A 20605-nucleotide genomic window follows, 5' to 3' on the forward strand; every position below is an offset into this window, starting at 1 on the left:
CTTCCGGGACTCGGTCGAGACTCGGTTCAGGCAGGGCAGCAGTGCCCTACGACCGTGCCCCCTGCAACTGTGCCCCTTCGGCTCACCGGCTCGTTCGCCGGTGGCCGAAGGGGCACTGTCACCGCTTCGGTCGCTCCCGTCAGCGCGCCAGGACCTGGTCGGACCGACCGTGACGCTGCTCGCCGAGCACGGCCGCCTGGGGCGCGGTCTCCCGGTGGGACGGGTCCCGTACCTCACCGACCAGCATTTCCAGTACGTCCTCCAGCGCCACCAGGCCCAGCACCCGCCCGGACGCGTCCGCGACCTGGGCGAGGTGGGTGGCCGCGCGGCGCATCACGGTGAGCGCGTCGTCCAGCGGAAGTTCCGCCCGCAGGGTGGCCATCGGCCGCCAGACGTGCTGCGGTACCGCCCGTTCCCGGGCCTCCAGGTCGAGAACGTCCTTGACGTGGAGGAATCCCATGAAGGCCCCGCCGTTCTCCGCGCAGAGCGGGAAACGGGAGTAGCCGGTGCGTACGGTCAGCTCCTCGATCTCGCGCGGAGTGACGGACGGGTTCACCGTTACCAGGGAGGCATGGGAGAGCAGTACGTCGGTGACCGGACGGCTGCCCAGCTCCAGCGCGTCCTCCAGACGTTCCTGCGCCTCGGGTTCCAGCAGTCCCGCCTGGCCCGAGTCCTCGACGAGCCGGTTGAGCTGCTCGCTGGTGAAGACCGCCTCCACCTCGTCCTTGGGCTCGACGCGGAAGGCCCGCAGCACCAGCCGCGCGCAGGCGCCGAGGCCGGCCGTCACCGGGCGGCACAGCCGGGCGAAGCCGACCAGGCCGGGGCTGAGCCAGAGCGCGGTCTTCTCGGGGGCGGCCATGGCGAGGTTCTTGGGGACCATCTCGCCGATGACCAGATGCAGGAAGACGACGAGGGCCAGGGCTATGACGTAGCCCAGCGGGTGGATCAGGCCCTCGGGCACATGAGCCGCGTGGAAGACGGGCTCCAGCAGAGCGGCCACCGTGGGTTCGGCCACCGCGCCGAGCGTCAGGGAGCAGATGGTGATGCCGAACTGCGCGGCCGCCATCATCTGCGGCAGATTCTCCAGGCCGTACAGCGCCTGCCTGGCCCGTGCCGAGCCGCGTGCGGCGTGTGGCTCGATCTGGCTGCGGCGTACGGAGACGAGGGCGAACTCCGCGCCGACGAAGAAGCCGTTGGCCAGGACGAGCAGGAGGGCGAGGGCGAGTTGCAGGGCGCTCATCGGGTGCCCTCCGCCATCGCCGGGGCCGCCGTGACGTCAGCCGCCGTACCGGCCGGGGCGGCGGACGCCCCCTCGGCCGGGGACGCCTCGGCCGCGACACCGCACGGCACCTCGGCCGCCGTGGCAGCGCCTGAAGGCGCGTCGGCCGCGGCACCGCACGGCCCGTCGGCCGTGCGCACCAGCCGGACCCGCTCGGCCCGATAGCGGTCCACCTGGCGCACGGACAGCCGCCAGCCGGGCAGTTCCGCCTTGTCCCCGGGGGCCGGGATACGGCCCAGCAGATCGGCCACCAGGCCCGCCAGCGTCTCGTAAGGGCCGTCGGGGACGTCGAGTCCGATCCGCCGCAGGGTGGGGACCCGGCAGCTGCCGTCGGCCTCCCACGCGGGCCTGCCGTCCTCGGGCGCTCCGGGGGCCAGTTCCGGCCGTCCGTCGCCCTCGGCGTCGTGCTCGTCGCGTACCTCGCCGACCAGCTCCTCGATGATGTCCTCCAGGGTGACGACCCCGGCCGTACCGCCGTACTCGTCGACCACGACGGCTATGGGCTGCTCGCTGCGCAGTCGCTCCAGCAGTTGCTGTACGGGCAGCGTCTCGGGCACCAGCAGAGCAGGGACGGCGATCCGTCCGGCCGGGGTGCGCAGCCGCTCCTGCACGGGTACCGAGAGCGCGTCCTTGAGGTGCACCATGCCGATGATCTCGTCGATGCGCTCCCGGTAGACGGGGAAGCGGGACAGGCCGGTGGCCCGGGTGAGGTTGAGGACGTCCGCGGCGGTCGCGGCGGACTGGAGGGCGCTCACCTTCACCCGGGGGGTCATGATGTGCTGCGCGGTGAGCCGGCCGAGCGAGAGGGTCCGTACGAACAGATCCGCCGTGTCCTGTTCGAGGGTGCCCGCCCGCGCGGAGTGGCGTGCCAGGGAGACGAGTTCACCGGGGGTACGGGCGGAGGCGAGCTCGTCGGTCGGTTCCACGCCGAAGAGCCGTACGAGCCGGTTGGCGACGGTGTTGAGCAGCGTGATCACCGGCCGGAACACGGTGGCGAAGAGATGCTGCGGGCCCGCCACGAAGCGGGCGACCTGGAGCGGCCGCGAGACCGCCCAGTTCTTGGGGACGAGTTCGCCGATCACCATCTGGACGGCGGACGCGAGCAGCATGCCGATCACGACCGCGATTCCGGAGACGACCCCTTCGGGCATCCCGGTCGCGGACAGCGGGCCGTCCAGCAGCTGGGCGAGCGCGGGTTCGGCGAGCATGCCGACCACGAGCGAGGTGATGGTGATGCCCAGCTGGGTGCCGGAGAGCTGGAAGGACAGTTCCCGCAGTGACTTGACGACGGTACGGGCGCGGCGGTCACCCGCCGCGGCGGCCCGCTCGGCGTCCGGACGGTCCACGGTGACCAGGCCGAATTCGGCTGCCACGAAAAAGCCGTTGGCGAGGATCAGAAGGAACGCTGCGGCGAGCAGCAGAAGGGGGATGGTCATGCCGCCGCCTCTTCGAAGGGGGCGGCGCAGGTACTACCGGACGATCCGTCCATTGCTGGAGGGAGTCACTCCTTGGGTCGCAGTGTGCCCCGCGGGCCGGTACCGGCCATCGCATGCGGAGCGGGGCGCTCTCGGCGCCTCCGCCACCAGAGTAATCAAGACACGGCGGACAGGGCAGTGCCCTGTGCGGCAGTTGCCGCACAGAAGGGCATACGGAACGGTCGGTCGGGCACCGTCGTCACGGGCGGTCAGACGCCGTCGGCACGGTCGCGGGCGGCGTCACCGGTGCCGCGCGATTCCATGAGCGCGCGCAGGGCGCGGGCGTCCCGGATGGCCTGCGCCCTGGCGATACCCGGCTGGATTCCCAGGGCCGGCAGGCTGCTGCCGTCGCTGAGATCGAGAAAGACCCAGGGATCGCCGGAGCGCAGATTGACCCCCAGGATCTCGGCCCAGTCCAGCCGCCGGCTCCGGGTGATATTGACCACGGTCACCCCGGTGTCGTCGGCGACGACCTTGGGACGCGCGAGCATCACCAGCACACCGAGGAAGAGCAGGGCCGTGAAGACGAAGCTCGTCCGCTCCCCCGCGTTCAGCTTGTCCAGCATCAGGGCGACGGCTGTGATGACGACGAACATGACCGAGCCGACGGTCAGCAGCACGATCCGGGTACGGGTCGGCCGGAAGGTGACCGGAAGCGCGGGCGGTCCGGGCTGAGGCGCGGGGGCAGACATGAGTTCTCGGTCTCTCGGGACGTCGGCGGAGGGCGTCAGAGGCGGCAGGCGTGGATGGCCGTGGTGAGGATGGCGCGGGCGCCCAGCTCGTACAGATCGTCCATGATCCGCTGCGCCTCCTTGGACGGGACCATCGCGCGGACGGCGACCCAGCCCTTGTCGTGCAGCGGGGAGACGGTCGGCGACTCCAGCCCCGGGGTGAGGGCGACGGCGCGCTCCAGGTGCTCGGCGCGGCAGTCGTAGTCCATCATCACGTACGTACGGGCGACGAGGACGCCCTGGAGCCTGCGCAGGAACTGCTGCACCTTCGGCTCGTCGGTGCCGGCGCCGGTGCGGCGGATGACGACCGCTTCGGACTTCATGATCGGCTCACCGATGACTTCGAGGCCCGCGTTGCGCAGAGAGGTGCCGGTCTCCACCACATCGGCGATGACCTGGGCGACCCCCAGCTCGATGGCGGTCTCGACGGCGCCGTCCAGGTGGACGACGGAGGCGTTGACGCCGTTGTCCGCGAGGTGCTGGGCGACGATGCCCTCGTAGGAGGTGGCGACGGTCATGCCGTCGAACTCCTCGACGCCGCCGGCGGTGCCCGGCTTGGTGGCGTATCGGAAGGTGGAGCGGGCGAAGCCGAGCGGGAGGATCTCCTCGGCCTCGGCCTCGGAGTCCAGCAGGAGGTCGCGGCCGGTGATGCCGATGTCGAGCTTGCCGGAACTCACGTAGATCGCGATGTCGCGGGGGCGGAGGTAGAAGAACTCGACCTCGTTGTCCGGGTCGACCAGGACGAGTTCCTTGGACTCCTTGCGCTGCTGGTAACCGGCCTCATGGAGCATCGCCGACGCAGGTCCGGACAGTGAACCCTTGTTGGGAACGGCGATGCGCAGCATGAGGGCGGATTCCTTTGTGCGTAGGGGTGAGGTGTGCGTAGGGGTGTTGATGCGTGCCGACGCGTCGGCGGCGGCACGGATTCGGGTGTCGCGGGGAGTGTGTCCACGGCGGATGTACGAAGGCGTACGGGCGGGCTCAGAGATGGGCGTACACGTCGTCGAGGGAGATTCCGCGCGCGACCATCATCACCTGGAGGTGGTAGAGGAGCTGGGAGATCTCCTCGGCGGCGGCTTCCTTGCCTTCGTACTCGGCGGCCATCCACACCTCGGCCGCCTCTTCGACGACCTTCTTGCCGATGGCATGCACACCCTTGTCCACCAGCTCGGCGGTACGGGAGGTGGCGGGGTCGCCGTTGGCGGCCTTCTGCTGGAGCTCGGTGAAGAGCTCCTCGAACGTCTTCTTGGACATGGTGGCGCTCACTTTACGCGGCGGTGTCACGGGGGCGCGAAGCGCCTCCCGCGATGGGTGACGGTGGGCGGAGGGTGACGGTGGGCAGGCTTCAGCGCCAGGGTTCGGCGATGGTGCGCAGGGTGGTCGCGGTGGCGACCGCGGCGGTGACCGCCTCGTGGCCCTTGTCCTCGTGCGAGCCCTCGATACCGGCCCGGTCCAGGGCCTGCTGCTCGGTGTCACAGGTCAGCACGCCGAAGCCGACCGGGACGCCGGTGTCGACCGAGACCTGGGTGAGTCCCTGGGTGACGCCCTGGCACACATACTCGAAGTGCGGGGTGCCGCCCCGGATGACGACGCCGAGGGCGACGACGGCGTCGTAGCCGCGTCCCGCCAGCACCTTGGCGACGACCGGGAGCTCGAAGCTGCCGGGCACGCGCAGCAGGGTCGGCTCGTCGATGCCGAGCTCCCGCAGGGCGCGCAGAGCGCCGTCGACCAGACCGTCCATGATCTTCTCGTGCCACTGTGCCGCGACGACGGCGACCCGGAGGTCTCCGCAGTTCTTCACGGTCAGTTCGGGTGCGCCCTTGCCGCTCACGTCAGTCCTCGCCTTGCTGTTCTCGTCCGGTATTGCTTACGGGTGGTGCTGGTCGTACGGGGTACGGGGCCGGCCCGTGTAACTGGTCGTACGGTTCCTGCTCGTCGTACGGCCCTCACCGGCCGTACGGCTCCTACTGGTTGCCGCAGGCGGACACGCCGACGGCCGCGTCGAGCCAGGGCAGGTCGTGGCCCATCCGGTCGCGCTTGGTGCGCAGGTAGCGGAGGTTGTGCTCCCCCGCCTTGACCGGCATCGGCTCACGCCCGGTGACCCGGAGGCCGTGCCGGACGAGCGCCGTGGTCTTGTCGGGGTTGTTGGTCATCAGCCGGAGGCTGTGCACGCCGAGGTCGTCGAGGATGCGCGCGCCGGCCGCGTAGTCGCGGGCGTCGGCGGGCAGGCCGAGCTCCAGGTTGGCGTCCAGGGTGTCGTGGCCGCGCTCCTGGAGTTCGTACGCGCGCAGCTTGGACAGCAGCCCGATGCCGCGGCCCTCGTGGCCCCGCAGATAGACCACGACGCCGCGGCCCTCCTCGGTGACGCGTTCCATGGATGCCTGGAGCTGGGGCCCGCAGTCGCAGCGCTGCGAGCTGAAGATGTCGCCGGTGAGGCACTCGGAGTGGACCCGCACCAGCAGGTCCTCTCCGTCACCGATGTCCCCGTGGACGAGGGCGACATGCTCGACGCCGTCGACCGTGGAGCGGTAGCCGTACGCCGTGAACTCCCCGTGGGCCGTGGGGAGCCGGACCTCGGCCTCGCGGCGGACGGTCGGCTCGGAGCCGCGGCGGTAGGCGATCAGATCCTCGATCGAGATGATCGTCAGGCCGTGCTTGCGGGCGAACGGGATCAGTTCGGGCAGTCGCAGCATCACGCCGTCCTCGCCGGCGATCTCCACGATCGTGCCGGCCGGGCGCAGACCGGCGAGCCTCGCCAGGTCGACCGCCGCTTCGGTGTGACCGTTGCGTACGAGCACACCGCCGGGCTTGGCACGCAGCGGAAAGACATGTCCCGGCCGGACGAAATCGCCCGGCCCCGCGTCGCCCGCCGCGAGCAGCCGGAGCGTGGTGGCCCGGTCGGCGGCGGAGATTCCGGTGGTGACGCCGTGGTCGGGCGCCGCGTCGACGGAGACCGTGAAGGCGGTGCGCATCGACTCGGTGTTGCGGTCGACCATCTGCGGGAGTTCGAGCCGGTCCAGCTCCGCGCCCTCCATCGGGGCGCAGATCAGTCCGCGGCACTCGCTCATCATGAAGGCGATGATCTCGGGGGTGGCCTTTTCGGCGGCGACGACGAGGTCGCCCTCGTTCTCCCGGTCCTCGTCGTCCACGACGACGACCGGGCGGCCTGCGGCGATGTCACGGATGGCTTGTTCGACGGGGTCGAGGGAGAGGTCCTCGACGTTGTCGGTGGAGTACCACGTGGGCAGTGCGGTCATGCTGCTGCTCCTTCCAGGGGCACGGCGGCGGCGCGGGACCGCAGCCACCAGTCGCGCATCCCCCACAGGACGAGGGCGAGGTAGATCACGTACACGAAGCCGGAGAAGACGAGGCCGCTGCTGAACGCGAGCGGTACGCCGACGAGGTCGACCAGCAGCCAGGCGAACCAGAACTCGACCAGGCCCCGGGCCTGGGCGACCATCGCGGCGAGCGTGCCGACGAAGATGTAGGCGTCGGGCCAGGGGTTCCAGGACAGTTCGGGGACGGCGGTGAACAGGCCGCCGACGGCCAGGGTGCCCAGGACCGTACCGCCGAGGAGCACCCCGCGCTCCTGCCGGCTGGCGAACCGTACGGCGATCGAGCCGTCCTGGGCCTGCTGCCTGCCGCGCTGCCACTGGCGCCAGCCCCACAGGGCCACGCCGATGACCAGCAGTTGCTTGCCGACGCCGCCGCTGAGCTGGGCGGAGGCATAGGCGCCGACCAGGATGACGCCGGACAGGAGCTGGGCGGGCCAGGTCAGGATGGAGCGCCGCCAGCCGAGGGCGAGGGCGGCCAGACCGATGATGTTGCCGATCATGTCGGACCACAGGATGTGCTGACCGAAGGCGGTGAAGGCCTCACCGTTCAGCCAGGTCAGGGCAGTCACTGGGCGGACTCCTCGGCTCGGGCGCCGAGCAGCCGCTCGACATACTTCGCGATGACGTCGACTTCGAGGTTGACCGGGTCGCCGGGGCCCTTGATACCGAGGGTGGTCAGCCCGAGGGTGGTGGGGATGAGGCTGATGGTGAAGTAGTCCGGCCCGGCGTCGACGACCGTGAGGCTGACACCGTCCACGGTGATCGAGCCCTTCTCCACGACATAGCGGGTCAGCGCGGCGGGGAGCGAGATCCTGACGATCTCCCAGTGCTCGGACGGCTTGCGCTCCACGATGGTGCCGGTGCCGTCGACATGGCCCTGGACGATATGTCCGCCGAGCCGGCCGCCTACGGCCATGGGCCGCTCCAGGTTGACCCGGGAGCCGGTCTCCAGCGCGCCGAGGCTGGAGCGGTCGAGCGTCTCGGCCATCACGTCCGCGGTGAACTCACCGTCCGCGAAGTCCACGACCGTGAGACAGACACCGTTGACGGCGATCGAGTCGCCGTGCTTGGCGTTCTCGGTGACGACGGGCCCGCGGAGGCGGAAGCGGGAGGAGTCACCGAGGTCCTCGACGGCGGTGACCTCACCCAGTTCTTCGACGATTCCGGTGAACACTCAACGCTCCTTCGTGGCAGGGACATGCGTGGCAGAGATATGCGTGGCAGGGACGTGCGTGCCGGGTTCGGACGCGGCTTCGGCAGCCGAGCCGGACGCGGCGGGTTCGGGGGTCGCGGTGATCCGCAGGTCCGCGCCGATCCGGACGGTCTCCGTCATACGGAGCCGCAACGCCTCGCCGATCGTGGTGATTCCGGCGTCGGCGAGAGCCGCGGGGCCGGCGCCGAGCAGGACGGGGGCGAGATAGCCGACGACCTTGTCGACGGCTCCCGCGGCGACGAAGGAACCGGCCAGCGCCGGGCCGCCTTCGAGGAGTACGGAGCGGACGCCGCGCTCGTGCAGGGCGGCCAGCAGGGCGGGGATGTCCAGGCCGCGGGCCGCGCGGGGCAGTCGTACGACATCGGTACGAGGCGGCCGTACGACATCGTCCAGATGGCCCGCGTCGGCGTCCTCGGCGACGGCGATCAGGGTGGGCGCGGCGTCGTCCAGGATCCGGGCGCCGGCCCGTACCGCCGTGGCCTCGGTGTCGACCACGACGCGCAGCGGCTGGACGGCGCCCTCGACACCGCGTACGGCGAGATGCGGATCGTCGGTACGCGCGGTGCCGGAACCGACCACGACCGCGTCGGCCTCGGCGCGCAGCCGGTGGACATCGGCGCGGGCCTCGGCGGAGGTGATCCAGCGGCTGGTGGAGTCGGCGGCGGCGACCCGGCCGTCGAGGGTGGCCGCGTACTTCCACAGGACGTGGGGGCGGCCGCGCCGTACGGAGGTGAGCCAGGCGGTGTTGCCCGCGTCGGCCTCCGCGGCGAGCAGGCCCTGCTCGACGGTGATTCCGGCCGCGCGCAGCGTGCCGGCGCCGCCGGTGGCCTGCGGGGTCGGATCGGCGACGGCGTACACGACCCGGGCGAGGCCGGCGTCGACGAGCGCCTGGGAGCAGGGGCCGGTACGGCCGGTGTGGTCGCAGGGTTCGAGGGTGACGTACGCCGTGCCGCCACGGGCCCGTTCGCCGGCCGCGCGCAGGGCGTGGATCTCGGCGTGGGGGCCGCCCGCGCGCTGGTGGAATCCTTCTCCGGCGGGCCGGCCCGCGGCGTCGAGGATCACGCATCCGACGACCGGGTTGGGGCTGGTGGAGCCGAGTCCGCGAGCGGCCAGCGCGACGGCTCGGCGCATGGCGTCGGCGTCGGTTACGACTTCCGCTTCGGTGGCCACCGGGTCCTCCTGCCTCTTCGGGCACGGACTCCGGGGCCTGTCGATGACGACAGAGAAAACGGGAACGCACAAGGGGACGCCGAGGCCGAAGATCCGGATCGTCGAAGGACGATCCATCCACGGCGGCGTACCGATGACGGCCCGCCGCGCACTGCCTCCCATCCGGACTTTCACCGTCGGTCCAGGAATCTCACCTGGTCAACCGGCCACTGGAGGTGGACGGGTCGCGGACTATAACCGCCGGTTCGGAATTACACCGACCCCGGAGTGCGCTGCTTCTGGTACCCGCCCAGTGTGCCACGGCTGATCGTCGGCCATCCGAGTGGGGGGTGTGGCCTGTCTCACAGGGCCGGCGAGGAGGGGCGAGCGGTACGGGCGCCGGGCGGATGGTACGGGCCCCTCACGCGTCACGCCTCATGCCTCACGTCTCACGTCTCACGTCTCACGTCTCCGGAGCGAACAGCTCGTCCTGCGCCGCCTCCCGCGCGGTCAGGAGCGCGCCCCGCAGGACGGCCGCGCCGCCCAGCGTCCCGGCCCTGACCTCCGTACGCAGCGGTGACATCGCGGCCAGCCGGTCCTCGACGCGGCGGGCCAGCACCTCGCCGCCCGCGTGTCCGAGTTCGCCCGCCAGCACGATCCGGCCGGGGTCCAGTACGGCGCTGACCGCCGCCGTGCCTATGGCCAGCCTGTCGGCGAGGGCATCGAGAAAGGCTCCGGCCTGCGCCCCCTGACCGTCTCGCCCGTCCTCGCCGAGGACCTCCGCCGCCTCTGCCCCGGGGACGGCGGTCACCTTCGAGACGGCGGCGCGCACGAGGGCCGCCGAGGGCGGTTCCTGCGCCACAGGTGTCGCCGAAAGGCCGTACTCCTCCGCGAGTTCACCGACGGCGACCGAGCCCACCAGGGTATGGAGACCGCCGTCGCAGGACACCGCCGACGGCAGCCGCGAGGTACCCGGCACCGGCAGGAAGCCGATCTCGCCCGCGCCGCCCGAGGCGCCCCGGCGGAGTCTGCCGTCGAGCACGACAGCCGCGCCGACACCATGGCCGAGCCAGAGCAGGACGAAGGTGTCCTGGCCCCGGGCCGCGCCGAGGCGCTGTTCCGCGAGGGCCGCGAGGTTGGTCTCGTTCTCCACCAGGACGGCGGCGGGCAGCCGTTCCTGGAGCGCGGCGACGAGCCGCCGGTGCCAGGCGGGCAGTCCGGCGGTTGCGCGGAGTTCACCCGTGACCGGATCGACCAGACCGGGCGCGCCCACGCCCACGCTGTGCAGCGGCACCGCTCCGACCGTCCGGGCCGTCCGCTCCAGCAGGGCCACGGCCTGTTCGACGGCGGCCTCCGTGGCGGTGTCGCTCCCGATGGGCAGAGCGGCCTCGGCGAGCGTGGCGCCGAGCAGGTCCGCGACGACGACGGAGACGCTGTGGGTACGCACATCGAGGGCGGCGAGGTGGGCACGGTCCGCGACGATCCCGTACAGCCGGGCGTTGGGGCCGCGGCGCCGGTCGCCCGCCGCTCCGACGACCCGGACCAGCCCCGATCCCTGGAGCCGTTCCACCAGATCGGCGACAGTGGGGCGGGAGAGCCCGGTCAGGGACTTCAACTGCCCTGCCGTCAACGGGCCTTCGCTCTGGAGGAACCCGAGGGCCAGCCGGTCGTTGATGGCCCGGGCGGTGCTCGGGGATGCGGCCATACCGGAATCCTTCCAGATCACTCTTGGCGCCTTCGACAACCTTGCGGTCTATTTATCAGGCAGGGTTCCTGATAATTTACTCCAGCGCCGCGCAAGGGCGCGCCAAGGGTGCGGAGTCCGGGGTGCGGACTTCGGGGTTTCGGGGAGGACGGGACGGGATGTCGGCTGAAGTGAGCTACGACAAGCGGAGGTTGCGCGGCGCCCGGATCGCCGTCGCCACCGTCTTCTGTGTGCATGGAGCGGTGACCGGCAGCTTCGCGACCCGTATCCCCTGGATCCAGGACCACGCCGGGGTCAGCGCCGGACAGCTCGGGCTCGCGCTGGCCTTCCCCGCGATCGGCGCCTCGGTGGCGATGCCGCTGGCCGGCGCCATCAGCCACCGCTTCGGGGCGCGCACCGCGCTGCGCGGCCTGCTCGCCCTGTGGACCCTCGCGCTGACTCTGCCCTCCCTGGCGCCGAATCTCGCCACACTGTGCGCCGCGCTGTTCGTGTACGGGGCCACCTCGGGCATGGCGGACGTGGCGATGAACGCCCTCGGGGTGGAGATCGAGAACCGCCTCGACAAGTCGATCATGTCCAGCCTGCACGGCATGTGGAGTACGGGCGCGCTGATCGGATCGGCCGCCGGCACCCTGGCCGCGCATCTGGGCAGTGACGCGCGGCTGCACCATCTGCTCGCGGCCGCGGTACTCACGGTGCTGGGCCTGATCGCCTGCCAGGGCGTCCTGGACCTGCGCAGCGCACCCGAGGAGGAAGCGCCGCCCCGGTTCGCGCTGCCGCCGAAGTCCGCGCTGGTCATCGGGGCCGTCGGATTCTGCGCGGTCTTCGCGGAGGGCGCGAGCCTCGACTGGTCGGCGGTCTATCTGCGGGATGTCCTGCACACCTCGCCCGGTCTCGCCGCCGCGTCGACCACCGCCTTCGCGCTCACCATGGCCATCGCCCGGCTGGCGGGTGACCGGGTGATCGACCGGTTCGGTGCCGTACGGACCGTACGGACGGGCGGAGTGCTGGCCGTGCTGGGCGGAATACTGGTCGTCGCCGCGCCCCATCCGGCGGTCGCCATGGGCGGCTTCGGGTTCCTCGGCCTCGGCGTGGCCGTGGTCGTACCGCTCGCCTTCGCGGCGGCGGGCCGGGCCGGGCCGAACCCGAGCCAGGCCATCGCGGGTGTCGCCACCATCACGTACACCTCGGGGCTGATCGCCCCCTCGGCGATCGGCGCGGTCGCCGACGCGACCTCGCTGGTGGTGTCCTTCGGGCTGGTGACGCTGCTCGCCTGCGGCCTGATGGTGGGCGCCGGGGTGCTGCGTACGGGCGACAGGAGGCCCGCCGAATCCGAGGCGCGGAGCACGCCGGCGCCAGCACCGGAGGCATGACCTCCGGCGGCGTGGTGGGGGCACGGACGAGACCTCACGGCACGGGACCGGGACCCGGCTCGACGCGTGGCCGTCGGGGCCACCTACGATTGCGCTGATCTTTTTCGGCCAAGGAGCCTCGGCCACGGAGCCCTGTCGATCCGGTCTTCGTGGCACCAGCCGTGATGGCGCGGATGGTGACGGCACCGGTTGTGGCAGCGCCGGTCCCTCCCCGGCGGCAACCCCAGAAGTGGAGCCCCCTCATGAAGCTCGGCGTGCGCTGGACTCTGCACGGCGACGGGCGTACCCCCGCCCCAGGCGCCGTCGTCCGCCCCGACGAGCGGCTGTCCTGGCCCCGTACCATCGGCCTCGGCGCCCAGCATGTGGTGGCAATGTTCGGGGCGTCGTTCGTCGCCCCGGTCCTGATGGGCCTGGACCCCAACCTCGCGATCATGATGTCCGGCGTCGCGACAGTGATCTTCCTGTTGGCGACCCGCGGCCGGGTGCCCAGCTACCTGGGCTGTTCGCTCTCCTTCGTCGGCGTGGCCGCCACTATCCGGGCCTCCGGCGGTGACAGCGCGACGGTCACCGGCGCGGTACTGGTCGTCGGCCTCGCGCTCTTCCTGGTGGGACTCGCGGTCCAGCGCTTCGGCGCCCGGATCATCCACGCCGCGATGCCACCCGTGGTCACGGGCGCGGTCGTCATGCTGATCGGGTTCAACCTGGCGCCGGTGACGGCTTCGACGTACTGGCCGCAGGACCAGTGGACGGCCCTGCTGGTGATGGCCTTCACCGGGCTCGCCGTGGTCTGCCTGCGTGGTTTCTGGTCGCGGATCGCGATCTTCCTCGGGCTGATCTTCGGTTACGGGATCTCCTGGCTCTTCGACCGGCTCTTCGGCCGGATCCACTCGCCGGCGGGCGGCGCCGAAGCGGTCGATCACTGGCGGCTGAATCTGTCGGGCGTCGGCAAGGCGGAGTGGATCGGTCTGCCGGACTTCCACGCCCCGAGTTTCGAGTGGTCGGCGATCCTGGTCGCGCTGCCGGTCGTCATCGCGCTGATCGCGGAGAACGCCGGGCATGTGAAGGCCGTCGGCGAGATGACCGGCGAATCGCTGGACGACCGGCTGGGTACCGCGATCGCGGCCGACGGCGCGGCCTCGATGCTCTCCACCGCCGTGGGCGGCCCGCCCAACACCACGTACTCCGAGAACATCGGCGTCATGGCCGCGACCCGCGTCTACTCCACCGCCGCCTACTGGGCCGCCGCGGGCTTCGCCCTGCTCTTCGGCGTCTGCCCCAAGTTCGGGGCGATCGTGGCCGCTGTACCCGGCGGAGTCCTGGGCGGGATCACCGTCATCCTGTACGGCATGATCGGCCTGCTCGGCGCGCAGATCTGGACCAACGCCGGGGTGGATCTGCGCAATCCGCTGAATCTGGTGCCGACGGCCGCGGGCATCATCATCGGGATCGGCGGCGTGAGCCTGAAGATCACCGACAACTTCGAGCTCAGCGGTATCGCGCTCGGCACGATCGTGGTGATCACCGGCTATCACGTGCTGCGCGCGTTCGCGCCGGCGCACATGAAGGACGGGCAGGAGCCGCTGCTGGACTCCGGTACCTCCGCGTACGACAAGAACGAGGAACAGGGGCGTTAGCGCGAGGGGGGGGCAGAGACGGTAGCGCCGCGAGAGGGCAGGACGGTAGCGCCCGGGCGACCGGATCGCGCCACTCCCGTCCGCCGACACGGCGGTCGGCCCGACAGCGACCGGACCGCCGGGAGGCCGGCCGACGTGAATCAGCCGTGGCGGCCGGATCCGCGCCCGACACGACCAGGGCAGTTGAGCAATCAACAACCAGTAGGCATAGGGTAGTTGCTCGGCTACTCCCCCACCGTTCCGCCTCCCCCACCGTTCCGCACGTACTCTCATCCGTCCGCACGAAGGAGTGCACGCATGTCGGTCACACTCGGGCTCGGTCTTCCGCAGATGAAGCATCACGACATCGGCCGCGATGTCGCCACCGTGGCGCGGGCCGCGGAGGAGGCCGGATACGAGAGCCTGTGGGTCTTCGAACGCATTCTCTTCCCCGAGGCCCCCACCCAGGGTCTCTACGGCGTACCGGGGCTGGCCTGGCCCGAGCAGTACCGCGGTGTCGCCGACCCGCTGGTGACACTCACGCTCGCCGCCGCGGCCACCGAGCGGGCCCGGCTCGGCACCAGCGTCCTGGTCGCGCCGCTGCACGTACCGTTCCAACTGGCCCGTTCGCTGGCCTCGTTGGACGCGGCGAGCGGCGGCCGGGTGATCGCCGGCCTCGGCACGGGCTGGTCGCTGGACGAGTACGCCGCCGCCTCCGTCGCCCCGTTCGAGAAGCGCGGCGCGGTCCTGGACGAGCTGCTGGACGTCTGCGCGGCCGTCTGGGGCCCCGACCCCGTCTCGTACGAGGGCGAGCTGACCACCATCACCGCTGCCGCGGTCGGCCCCAAGCCGGCCCGCCCCATCCCGGTCTATCTGCCCGCCAACAGCCCGCGCGCCACCCGTCGCCTGGTGGACCGGGCGGACGGCTGGATGCCGGTGGCCATGGGCGCCGCGCAGCTGACCGAACAGTGGCGGCGGATCCAGGACCTGGCGGCCGAACGCGGTCGCGACCGGCCGCTCCACGCCTGTGCTCGCGTCAACGCGCAGTACAGCGCCAAGCCGTACGAGGGCGAGGGCCGACAGCCCTTCCAGGGCAGCGTGGCGCAGATCGTCGAGGACCTCGTGGCGCATGTCGAGTCGGGTGTGCCGGAGTTCCTGCTGGATCTCCAGAGCCACACGCGCGATGCCGCCGAACTGGCCGATGTGGCGGCCGAGGTGTTCGTGGCGGCGCGGGCGGCGGGCGTCTGACCGTACGGGGACCGGCCGCGACGCGTCCACCCGTGCCCGGCCCCGGTCGGAGCCGCGTACGCCCCGGAACGCGATCCGCGTTCCGGGGCGTACGGTCAACTCCCGCTCGGGCCTGCGCCGCGTGTCAGTGCACGATCATGGCGTTGAGCGGCGCTGCTCCGGTCGTCCGCGCGGAAGCGGCATCGAAGTACCCCTCGACCTCGGCCTTCTCGACCGTGTTCGGGTAGGGGTTCGTGCATGAGGTGCCCGCGCTGGAACCGGACATCAGGCTTGAGCAGGGGCCGGGCTTGCGGTCCGGCAGGCCCAGGATGTGGCCCAGTTCGTGGGACGATATGCGGATCGTGTTGTGGCCCTCGTCCACCGCCTGCCGTCCGATGTAGACGGTTCCGTTGCCCAGCGAGGTGGTGATGGCGCGGGGCCAGCCGTCGTCCGCCAGGACCCGGATGTTGGCGCGTTGCCCGGCCGCGGCCGGGCGCAGTTCGACAGCGTCGACGCTCTCGTTCCAGATCTCCGCGCCCCGGTCGACCGCGGACTTGAACTCCGCGGAACCGCCGGCATCGTAGGTGACCACCCGAGCGGCCAATGCTCTGTCGGCGTCCGCGTGCGCGGACGGAGCAGCCACGGCCTGGCCACTCATCAGCGAGAACGTCACAGCCAGGGCGGCGGCGAGCCCGCTGGTCAACTGACGGACGTGCATGGTCGACCTCCTTACGGGAGAGATAGTCGTGCTCATGACACGACTTTCCCTGCTCACTGCCCAGCGGGGACTGACACCAATCCGTCAATCCAGCCGACCGTACCGAAGACCACGGCCGGCCGGTGACGGGGGCCGGCCCGGTGTCATGCGCGGGTACGTCCAACAGCACGATGAGGCCGATACCGATGGCTGATGCTGAAAGCCGATGGAAGTCGGACAACGGGGTAAACGAGCCAGTGATGAGCAACGAACCGCACGTGGTGGTCGTGGACTCGCCGTACGGAAATAGTGCGGCAGCCCGCGGAGCCGCCGCCGACTTCCTCTCGCAGCACTGTCCTTGGGCCGACCTGGACGCAGTGCTGCTCGTCGTCTCCGAACTCGTCACCAACGCCATCCGGCACACGCCGGGATGGTGGCGGCTCCGGCTCACCGCGGAGAACGAGACCTTGGCGGTGGAGATGGACGACGCCAGTCCCGAACTGCCGGTCGCACGCACGCCCGACTTCGATGGCGGCGGCGGATTCGGCTGGCCACTGGTGCTGAGGCTGGCCGGTCATGTCGAGGTCGGACCACTGCCGGACGGCAAACGGGTGCGCGCGGTCTGGCAGCGGTCGACGGCCTCCGTGCCTGCCCCGGTGTGAAGCGTATGAAGCACGGTGGCGCGGGCGGGCTCAACTTCCGTACAAACAGCTTCCGTACGGACGACGGGCGTAACGACCTACGGAGGGGGCGTACCGCGCAATGCGGTCCGCCCCCTCCGTCCATCACCGTAGGTGTACGGCTCCATACGTCTCGGCGTACGTCTCGGTCCTACTCCGTCGCCGGTGTCACTCCACCACCAGCAGCCCTTCCCGCAGCCGCCCGGTGATCCGTGACAGCAGCCGGGATACATGCATCTGGGACACGCCCAGTTCGGCGCCGATCTCCGACTGGGTCATCTCGTCGCCGAAGCGCATCCGCAGGATCCGCCGCTCACGCTCGTCGAGTTCCTCGATGAGCGGCTTCAGAGCCTGGACGTTCTCCGCCGCCTCCATGCCCGCGTCCGGTGCGCCGAGCCGGTCGGCGAGCGGCGCCGGGGACTGTGCCGTGTCGTCCGTCGGCATGTCGATCGAACCGGCCGTGTAGCCGTTGCTCGCGACGACGCCCTCGATGACCTCGTCCTCGTCCAGACCGAGATGTTCGGCCAGTTCGGCGGTGGTCGGCGCGCGGTCCAGCCGCTGGGACAGCTCGTCGGTCGCCTTGGCCAGGTCGATCCGCAGCTCCTGGAGCCGGCGGGGCACGTGCACGGCCCAGCTGGTGTCCCGGAAGAAACGCTTGATCTCGCCGACGATGTACGGGACGGCGAAGGTCGCGAACTCCACCTCGCGGCTGAGCTCGAAGCGGTCGATCGCCTTGATCAGGCCGATGGTGCCGACCTGGACGATGTCCTCCATCTGGTCGGCGCGGTTCCGGAACCGCGTGGCCGCGTAGCGGACCAGAGCCAGGTTCAGCTCGATCAGGGTGTTACGCACGTACTGGTGCTCGTGCGTGCCTTCTTCCAGTTCGGTCAGCCGGGCGAAGAAGAGCTTCGAGATCTCCCGCGCGTCCTTGGGTGCCATTTCCGCCGGGCACTCGACATACGGAAGCTCCAGCTCCGCCGCCTCGGCCCGCTGCTGGTTTCCGTACCGCGTTCTGTCGGTCGGGACCGTGCTCGCCGTGGACACTTCGGCCTCCCCTGCTTCATTGTCAGTGCGGGGAGCGTGTACCCCGTCCTGACGCACTCATGCCTGCTTCTTTTCAGATCGGAATATGTCATCCCGAGTTCTGTCGCCACACTGCCGTCCGCTGTGCGGCAGACGGCAGTGAGAGACAGGACTTCTCAAACACTGCCTAGCTCCAACTGGCGTGCAGCGGCTGGCCCTCGGCGTATCCGGCGGCGCTCTGGACGCCGACGATCGCCTTCTGGGCGAACTCCTCCAGCGAGTTCGCCCCGGCGTAGGTGCAGGACGACCGCACCCCCGCGATGATCTGGTCGATCAGATCCTCGACGCCCGGGCGGGCCGGGTCGAGGAACATCCGCGAGGTGGAGATGCCCTCCTCGAAGAGCGCCTTGCGGGCCCGGTCGTAGGCCGACTCCTCGCTCGTACGGTTGCGTACGGCGCGGGCCGAGGCCATGCCGAAGGACTCCTTGTACAGCCGTCCGTCGGCTGCCTGCTGGAGGTCGCCGGGGGACTCGTACGTACCGGCGAACCAGGAGCCGATCATGACGTTGGACGCGCCCGCGGCGAGCGCCATGGCGACATCGCGCGGGTGCCGGACCCCGCCGTCGGCCCACACGTTCTTGCCGTACTTCTTCGCCTCGGCGGCACACTCCATGACGGCCGAGAACTGCGGGCGTCCTACCCCGGTCATCATGCGCGTGGTGCACATGGCACCGGGTCCGACACCGACCTTGACGATGTCCGCACCGGCTTCGACGAGATCGCGTACGCCCTCGGCGGCGACGACGTTGCCCGCGACGATCGGCACCTTCGGGTCGAGCCCGCGGACCGCCTTGACCGCGGCGATCATCGACTCCTGGTGCCCGTGCGCCGTGTCGACGACGAGCGTGTCGACGCCCGCGTCCAGAAGCTGCCGGGCCTTGTCCGCGACATTGCCGTTGATCCCGACGGCGGCGGCGATCCGCAGCTTGCCGTCCGCGTCGGTGGCGGGCGTGTAGAGGGTGGCGCGCAGGGCGCCCTTCCTGGTGAGGACGCCGACCAGGCTGCCGTCGGTGCCGATGGCCGGGGCGAGCTTGCGGTTGGCGTTGTCGAGCGTGTTGAACGCCTCCCCCGGGTCCATGTCCGCGGAGATCAGCAGCAGGTCCTTCGACATGACCTCGGAGAGCTGGGTGAAGCGGTCGACGCCGGTCAGGTCGTGGTCGGTGACGATACCGACGGGCCGGTGGTCACCGTCGACCACGACACCCGCGCCGTGCGCCCGCTTGGGCAGCAGGGACAGCGCGTCACCGACGGTCTGGGTGGGGGCGAGCACGATCGGGGTGTCGAGTACGAGGTGGCGTGTCTTGACCCACGAGACGACCTCGGCGACGACCTCGATCGGGATGTCCTGCGGGATGACGACGAGCCCGCCGCGCCGGGCGACGGTCTCGGCCATCCGGCGGCCCGCGATCGCGGTCATGTTCGCGACGACGAGCGGAATGGTGGTGCCGGTGCCGTCGCCGGCGCAGAGGTCCACGCCCTGGCGCGAACCCACGGCCGAGCGGCTCGGCACCATGAACACGTCGTCGTACGTCAAGTCGTACGGGGGCTGCAAGTCATTGAGGAAACGCACGTGCTGAACTTCCCAGTCGATCGGAGTTGGCCCCGGTCGGTGGAGCCGGGGAAACCGCACGTACTTCAGTGTCCCATGCCCTGCCTGGAACCCGCCCCGGGAGAAACCTCCAGCTCAGGAGGGGTGCCCTGGTGCGATACTCCAAGACCGACGGACCGCCCCCGCCGGGACGGTACGACGGTCGGTCAGTCGGTCGGCATCCCGTTCACACCGCTGACGACGGTTCAGACCGCGTCCGGGTCGCACCGTTCCAGCGCGGGCCGGGGTCCCGGGGTGAACTCCGTCAGCAGGAAGTCCGCCGCCGCGGTGTCGGTGACCAGGCTGGTGACGAGTCCGGAGCGCAGGACGGCCCCGATAGCCTCCGCCTTGCGCAGCCCGCCCGCGATCGCCACGACCTCCGGGATACGGCGCAGCCGGTCGGCCTCGACCGTGATGCACCGTTCGCCCAGATCGCGGCCCACCCGCCGGCCCTCGGCGTCGAAGAGATGCGCGGACATCTCGGCCGCGACGCCGAGCGAGGCGTAGTGGGTCCGCTCCTCCTCGGTGATCATGTCGTGCACCGTGGAGATACCCGCCTCCCACGAACCGATGGAGACGGCGGCGACGGTGACCTTGTCGAAGTACTCGAAGGCGCGCGCGATACCGGTCTGGTTGCGCAGCGCGGCGGCGGTCGCCGGGTCGGGCAGCAGCATCGGGGCGTAGATGGGGTGCGCCTCTCCCCCGGACACCTGGGCGGCACGCCGTACCGCCTCGACCGAGCCGCGCTCGGCGGTGCCGGCGTCGTACACGCCCGTGAGCTGGACGACCGTGCAGGGCGGCAGCCGGTCGAGCGCGGCCGCCATGTGGATGGTGGAGCGGCCCCAGGCCAGTCCCAGCACATCGCCCTCGACGACCAGCTCACCGAGCAGATCGGCGGCGACCTCGCCGAGGTTCTCCGGGTCGGGCGACTCGTCCGCGCCCTCGGCGGGCGACTCGACGACGACCGCGTGCCGCAGGCCGTAACGGGCACGCAGCGCGTCCGAACGCTCCGCGTCCAGTTCGGCGGGGACCCGGATCTCGATCCTCACGAGGTCACGTTCCAGCGCTGTCTCCAGGACCCGGGCCACCTTGAAGCGGCTGACGCCGAACTCCTCGGCGATCTGGATCTTGGATTTTCCCTCAAGGTAGAAGCGGCGGGCCATGGCCGCCGCCTGCACCAGCTCCGCGGGTCCCATCCGCAGGGCTGGCCGACCTGCCGACATACCAGACACCGCGATCTCCTCACTTCTGTTCACACTCTGGACTCGCTGTTCATCCTGTCAGATGCGGCGGTCCTTGATCAGCCCGGTTGGGCCCCGTTCATGTTCCTGTGGCGCACTGTGCGTCTCGGCGGCCGGCCCGGTCGCCGCCGGGCCGCCGACTCGCCGACCGGCCGACTCTCCGACCGGCCGGGCGGCCGACTCTCCGGCCATCCCGTCACCGAGCCGGTGCCCCGC

The 20605-nt window shown here is 70.9% G+C and carries 19 protein-coding genes and 1 riboswitch; of the genes, 4 read left to right on the forward strand and 15 right to left on the reverse strand.

The features are described 5' to 3' along the window. Nucleotides 1-139: 139 nt before the first annotated feature. The 11 genes from ACIQD6_RS16710 to ACIQD6_RS16760 all read right to left on the reverse strand — a co-directional run bounded on the left by ACIQD6_RS16710 (nucleotide 140) and on the right by ACIQD6_RS16760 (nucleotide 10887). Complete coding sequence (locus ACIQD6_RS16710) at nucleotides 140-1240, reverse strand: hemolysin family protein (RefSeq protein WP_401883044.1); 1101 nt, start codon at nucleotides 1238-1240, stop codon at nucleotides 140-142. Continuing rightward, on the reverse strand, nucleotides 1237-2715 hold the full coding sequence (locus ACIQD6_RS16715; RefSeq protein WP_401883047.1) for a hemolysin family protein: 1479 nt from the start codon (nucleotides 2713-2715) through the stop codon (nucleotides 1237-1239). The genes ACIQD6_RS16710 and ACIQD6_RS16715 overlap by 4 nt, the downstream gene beginning before the upstream one ends. Nucleotides 2716-2963: 248 nt before the next feature. Next, nucleotides 2964-3446, reverse strand: coding sequence for a PH domain-containing protein (locus ACIQD6_RS16720; protein ID WP_401883050.1), 483 nt, complete (start codon nucleotides 3444-3446; stop codon nucleotides 2964-2966). A gap of 35 nt (nucleotides 3447-3481) precedes the next feature. After that, a complete protein-coding gene (gene hisG, locus ACIQD6_RS16725) occupies nucleotides 3482-4330 on the reverse strand; it encodes an ATP phosphoribosyltransferase (RefSeq protein ID WP_401883053.1) in 849 nt (282 codons plus the stop codon). A 136-nt stretch (nucleotides 4331-4466) separates the two neighbouring features. Continuing rightward, the gene (locus ACIQD6_RS16730) at nucleotides 4467-4739 is read right to left on the reverse strand and encodes a phosphoribosyl-ATP diphosphatase (protein WP_401883055.1); all 273 of its coding nucleotides are present in this window, start codon (nucleotides 4737-4739) and stop codon (nucleotides 4467-4469) included. A gap of 91 nt (nucleotides 4740-4830) precedes the next feature. Further along, nucleotides 4831-5316: a 6,7-dimethyl-8-ribityllumazine synthase gene (gene ribH / locus ACIQD6_RS16735; RefSeq protein ID WP_401883058.1), complete on the reverse strand. Its 486-nt coding sequence runs from the start codon at nucleotides 5314-5316 to the stop codon at nucleotides 4831-4833. 133 nt (nucleotides 5317-5449) lie between these two features. Next, nucleotides 5450-6742 (reverse strand): bifunctional 3,4-dihydroxy-2-butanone-4-phosphate synthase/GTP cyclohydrolase II, encoded by a 1293-nt coding sequence (locus tag ACIQD6_RS16740; protein WP_401883061.1) that lies wholly within the window; start codon nucleotides 6740-6742, stop codon nucleotides 5450-5452. Then, on the reverse strand, nucleotides 6739-7389 hold the full coding sequence (locus ACIQD6_RS16745) for a nicotinamide riboside transporter PnuC (RefSeq protein WP_401883064.1): 651 nt from the start codon (nucleotides 7387-7389) through the stop codon (nucleotides 6739-6741). Before ACIQD6_RS16745 ends, ACIQD6_RS16740 begins: the two co-directional genes overlap by 4 nt. Then, complete coding sequence (locus ACIQD6_RS16750) at nucleotides 7386-7994, reverse strand: riboflavin synthase (RefSeq protein WP_401883066.1); 609 nt, start codon at nucleotides 7992-7994, stop codon at nucleotides 7386-7388. The genes ACIQD6_RS16745 and ACIQD6_RS16750 overlap by 4 nt, the downstream gene beginning before the upstream one ends. After that, nucleotides 7995-9164: a bifunctional diaminohydroxyphosphoribosylaminopyrimidine deaminase/5-amino-6-(5-phosphoribosylamino)uracil reductase RibD gene (ribD, locus tag ACIQD6_RS16755; RefSeq protein ID WP_401883782.1), complete on the reverse strand. Its 1170-nt coding sequence runs from the start codon at nucleotides 9162-9164 to the stop codon at nucleotides 7995-7997. Between the two features lie 183 nt (nucleotides 9165-9347). Then, a riboswitch (FMN riboswitch) is annotated at nucleotides 9348-9478 on the reverse strand. A gap of 167 nt (nucleotides 9479-9645) precedes the next feature. After that, nucleotides 9646-10887 carry an ROK family transcriptional regulator gene (locus ACIQD6_RS16760; RefSeq protein ID WP_401883069.1) on the reverse strand — a complete coding sequence of 414 codons (1242 nt, stop codon included), beginning with the start codon at nucleotides 10885-10887 and terminating at the stop codon, nucleotides 9646-9648. 158 nt (nucleotides 10888-11045) lie between these two features. Here ACIQD6_RS16760 and ACIQD6_RS16765 point away from each other — a divergent pair, with 158 nt between their 5' ends. The 3 genes from ACIQD6_RS16765 (at nucleotide 11046) to ACIQD6_RS16775 (ending at nucleotide 15121) form a co-directional block, all read left to right on the forward strand. Beyond that, nucleotides 11046-12260: an MFS transporter gene (locus tag ACIQD6_RS16765; protein ID WP_401883072.1), complete on the forward strand. Its 1215-nt coding sequence runs from the start codon at nucleotides 11046-11048 to the stop codon at nucleotides 12258-12260. Between the two features lie 242 nt (nucleotides 12261-12502). Then, complete coding sequence (locus tag ACIQD6_RS16770) at nucleotides 12503-13894, forward strand: uracil-xanthine permease family protein (protein WP_401883074.1); 1392 nt, start codon at nucleotides 12503-12505, stop codon at nucleotides 13892-13894. Nucleotides 13895-14191: 297 nt separating this feature from the next. Beyond that, nucleotides 14192-15121: an LLM class F420-dependent oxidoreductase gene (locus tag ACIQD6_RS16775; protein WP_401883076.1), complete on the forward strand. Its 930-nt coding sequence runs from the start codon at nucleotides 14192-14194 to the stop codon at nucleotides 15119-15121. Between the two features lie 124 nt (nucleotides 15122-15245). Here the strand turns inward: ACIQD6_RS16775 and ACIQD6_RS16780 are convergent, their stop codons facing one another. Beyond that, nucleotides 15246-15818: a snapalysin family zinc-dependent metalloprotease gene (locus ACIQD6_RS16780; protein ID WP_401883078.1), complete on the reverse strand. Its 573-nt coding sequence runs from the start codon at nucleotides 15816-15818 to the stop codon at nucleotides 15246-15248. Nucleotides 15819-16057: 239 nt separating this feature from the next. On the opposite strand from ACIQD6_RS16780, the gene ACIQD6_RS16785 reads away from it, so the two are divergent. Continuing rightward, complete coding sequence (locus tag ACIQD6_RS16785; RefSeq protein WP_401883080.1) at nucleotides 16058-16459, forward strand: ATP-binding protein; 402 nt, start codon at nucleotides 16058-16060, stop codon at nucleotides 16457-16459. A 186-nt stretch (nucleotides 16460-16645) separates the two neighbouring features. Here ACIQD6_RS16785 and ACIQD6_RS16790 read toward each other — a convergent pair whose 3' ends face one another. The 3 genes from ACIQD6_RS16790 to ACIQD6_RS16800 all read right to left on the reverse strand — a co-directional run bounded on the left by ACIQD6_RS16790 (nucleotide 16646) and on the right by ACIQD6_RS16800 (nucleotide 20404). Then, nucleotides 16646-17521, reverse strand: a complete 876-nt coding sequence (locus tag ACIQD6_RS16790; RefSeq protein ID WP_401883082.1) for an RNA polymerase sigma factor SigF — start codon at nucleotides 17519-17521, stop codon at nucleotides 16646-16648. A 166-nt stretch (nucleotides 17522-17687) separates the two neighbouring features. Beyond that, nucleotides 17688-19130: a GuaB1 family IMP dehydrogenase-related protein gene (locus ACIQD6_RS16795; RefSeq protein WP_401883085.1), complete on the reverse strand. Its 1443-nt coding sequence runs from the start codon at nucleotides 19128-19130 to the stop codon at nucleotides 17688-17690. Nucleotides 19131-19354: 224 nt separating this feature from the next. After that, nucleotides 19355-20404 (reverse strand): sugar-binding transcriptional regulator, encoded by a 1050-nt coding sequence (locus tag ACIQD6_RS16800; RefSeq protein WP_401883088.1) that lies wholly within the window; start codon nucleotides 20402-20404, stop codon nucleotides 19355-19357. Nucleotides 20405-20605 lie beyond the last annotated feature (201 nt).

The organism is Streptomyces sp. NPDC088400, assembly GCF_044753355.1.
GTDB lineage: Bacteria > Actinomycetota > Actinomycetes > Streptomycetales > Streptomycetaceae > Streptomyces.

Excerpts from the sequence above, each read along its gene's own strand:
- ACIQD6_RS16710 (WP_401883044.1), bottom strand. The coding sequence starts at position 1,240 with ATGAGCGCCCTGCAACTCGCCCTCGCCCTCCTGCTCGTCCTGGCCAAC.
- ACIQD6_RS16715 (WP_401883047.1), bottom strand. The coding sequence starts at position 2,715 with ATGACCATCCCCCTTCTGCTGCTCGCCGCAGCGTTCCTTCTGATCCTC.
- ACIQD6_RS16720 (WP_401883050.1), bottom strand. The coding sequence starts at position 3,446 with ATGTCTGCCCCCGCGCCTCAGCCCGGACCGCCCGCGCTTCCGGTCACC.
- hisG (WP_401883053.1), bottom strand. The coding sequence starts at position 4,330 with ATGCTGCGCATCGCCGTTCCCAACAAGGGTTCACTGTCCGGACCTGCG.
- ACIQD6_RS16730 (WP_401883055.1), bottom strand. The coding sequence starts at position 4,739 with ATGTCCAAGAAGACGTTCGAGGAGCTCTTCACCGAGCTCCAGCAGAAG.
- ACIQD6_RS16740 (WP_401883061.1), bottom strand. The coding sequence starts at position 6,742 with ATGACCGCACTGCCCACGTGGTACTCCACCGACAACGTCGAGGACCTC.
- ribD (WP_401883782.1), bottom strand. The coding sequence starts at position 9,164 with ATGCGCCGAGCCGTCGCGCTGGCCGCTCGCGGACTCGGCTCCACCAGC.
- ACIQD6_RS16760 (WP_401883069.1), bottom strand. The coding sequence starts at position 10,887 with ATGGCCGCATCCCCGAGCACCGCCCGGGCCATCAACGACCGGCTGGCC.
- ACIQD6_RS16765 (WP_401883072.1), top strand. The coding sequence starts at position 11,046 with ATGTCGGCTGAAGTGAGCTACGACAAGCGGAGGTTGCGCGGCGCCCGG.
- ACIQD6_RS16770 (WP_401883074.1), top strand. The coding sequence starts at position 12,503 with ATGAAGCTCGGCGTGCGCTGGACTCTGCACGGCGACGGGCGTACCCCC.
- ACIQD6_RS16775 (WP_401883076.1), top strand. The coding sequence starts at position 14,192 with ATGTCGGTCACACTCGGGCTCGGTCTTCCGCAGATGAAGCATCACGAC.
- ACIQD6_RS16780 (WP_401883078.1), bottom strand. The coding sequence starts at position 15,818 with ATGCACGTCCGTCAGTTGACCAGCGGGCTCGCCGCCGCCCTGGCTGTG.
- ACIQD6_RS16785 (WP_401883080.1), top strand. The coding sequence starts at position 16,058 with ATGAGCAACGAACCGCACGTGGTGGTCGTGGACTCGCCGTACGGAAAT.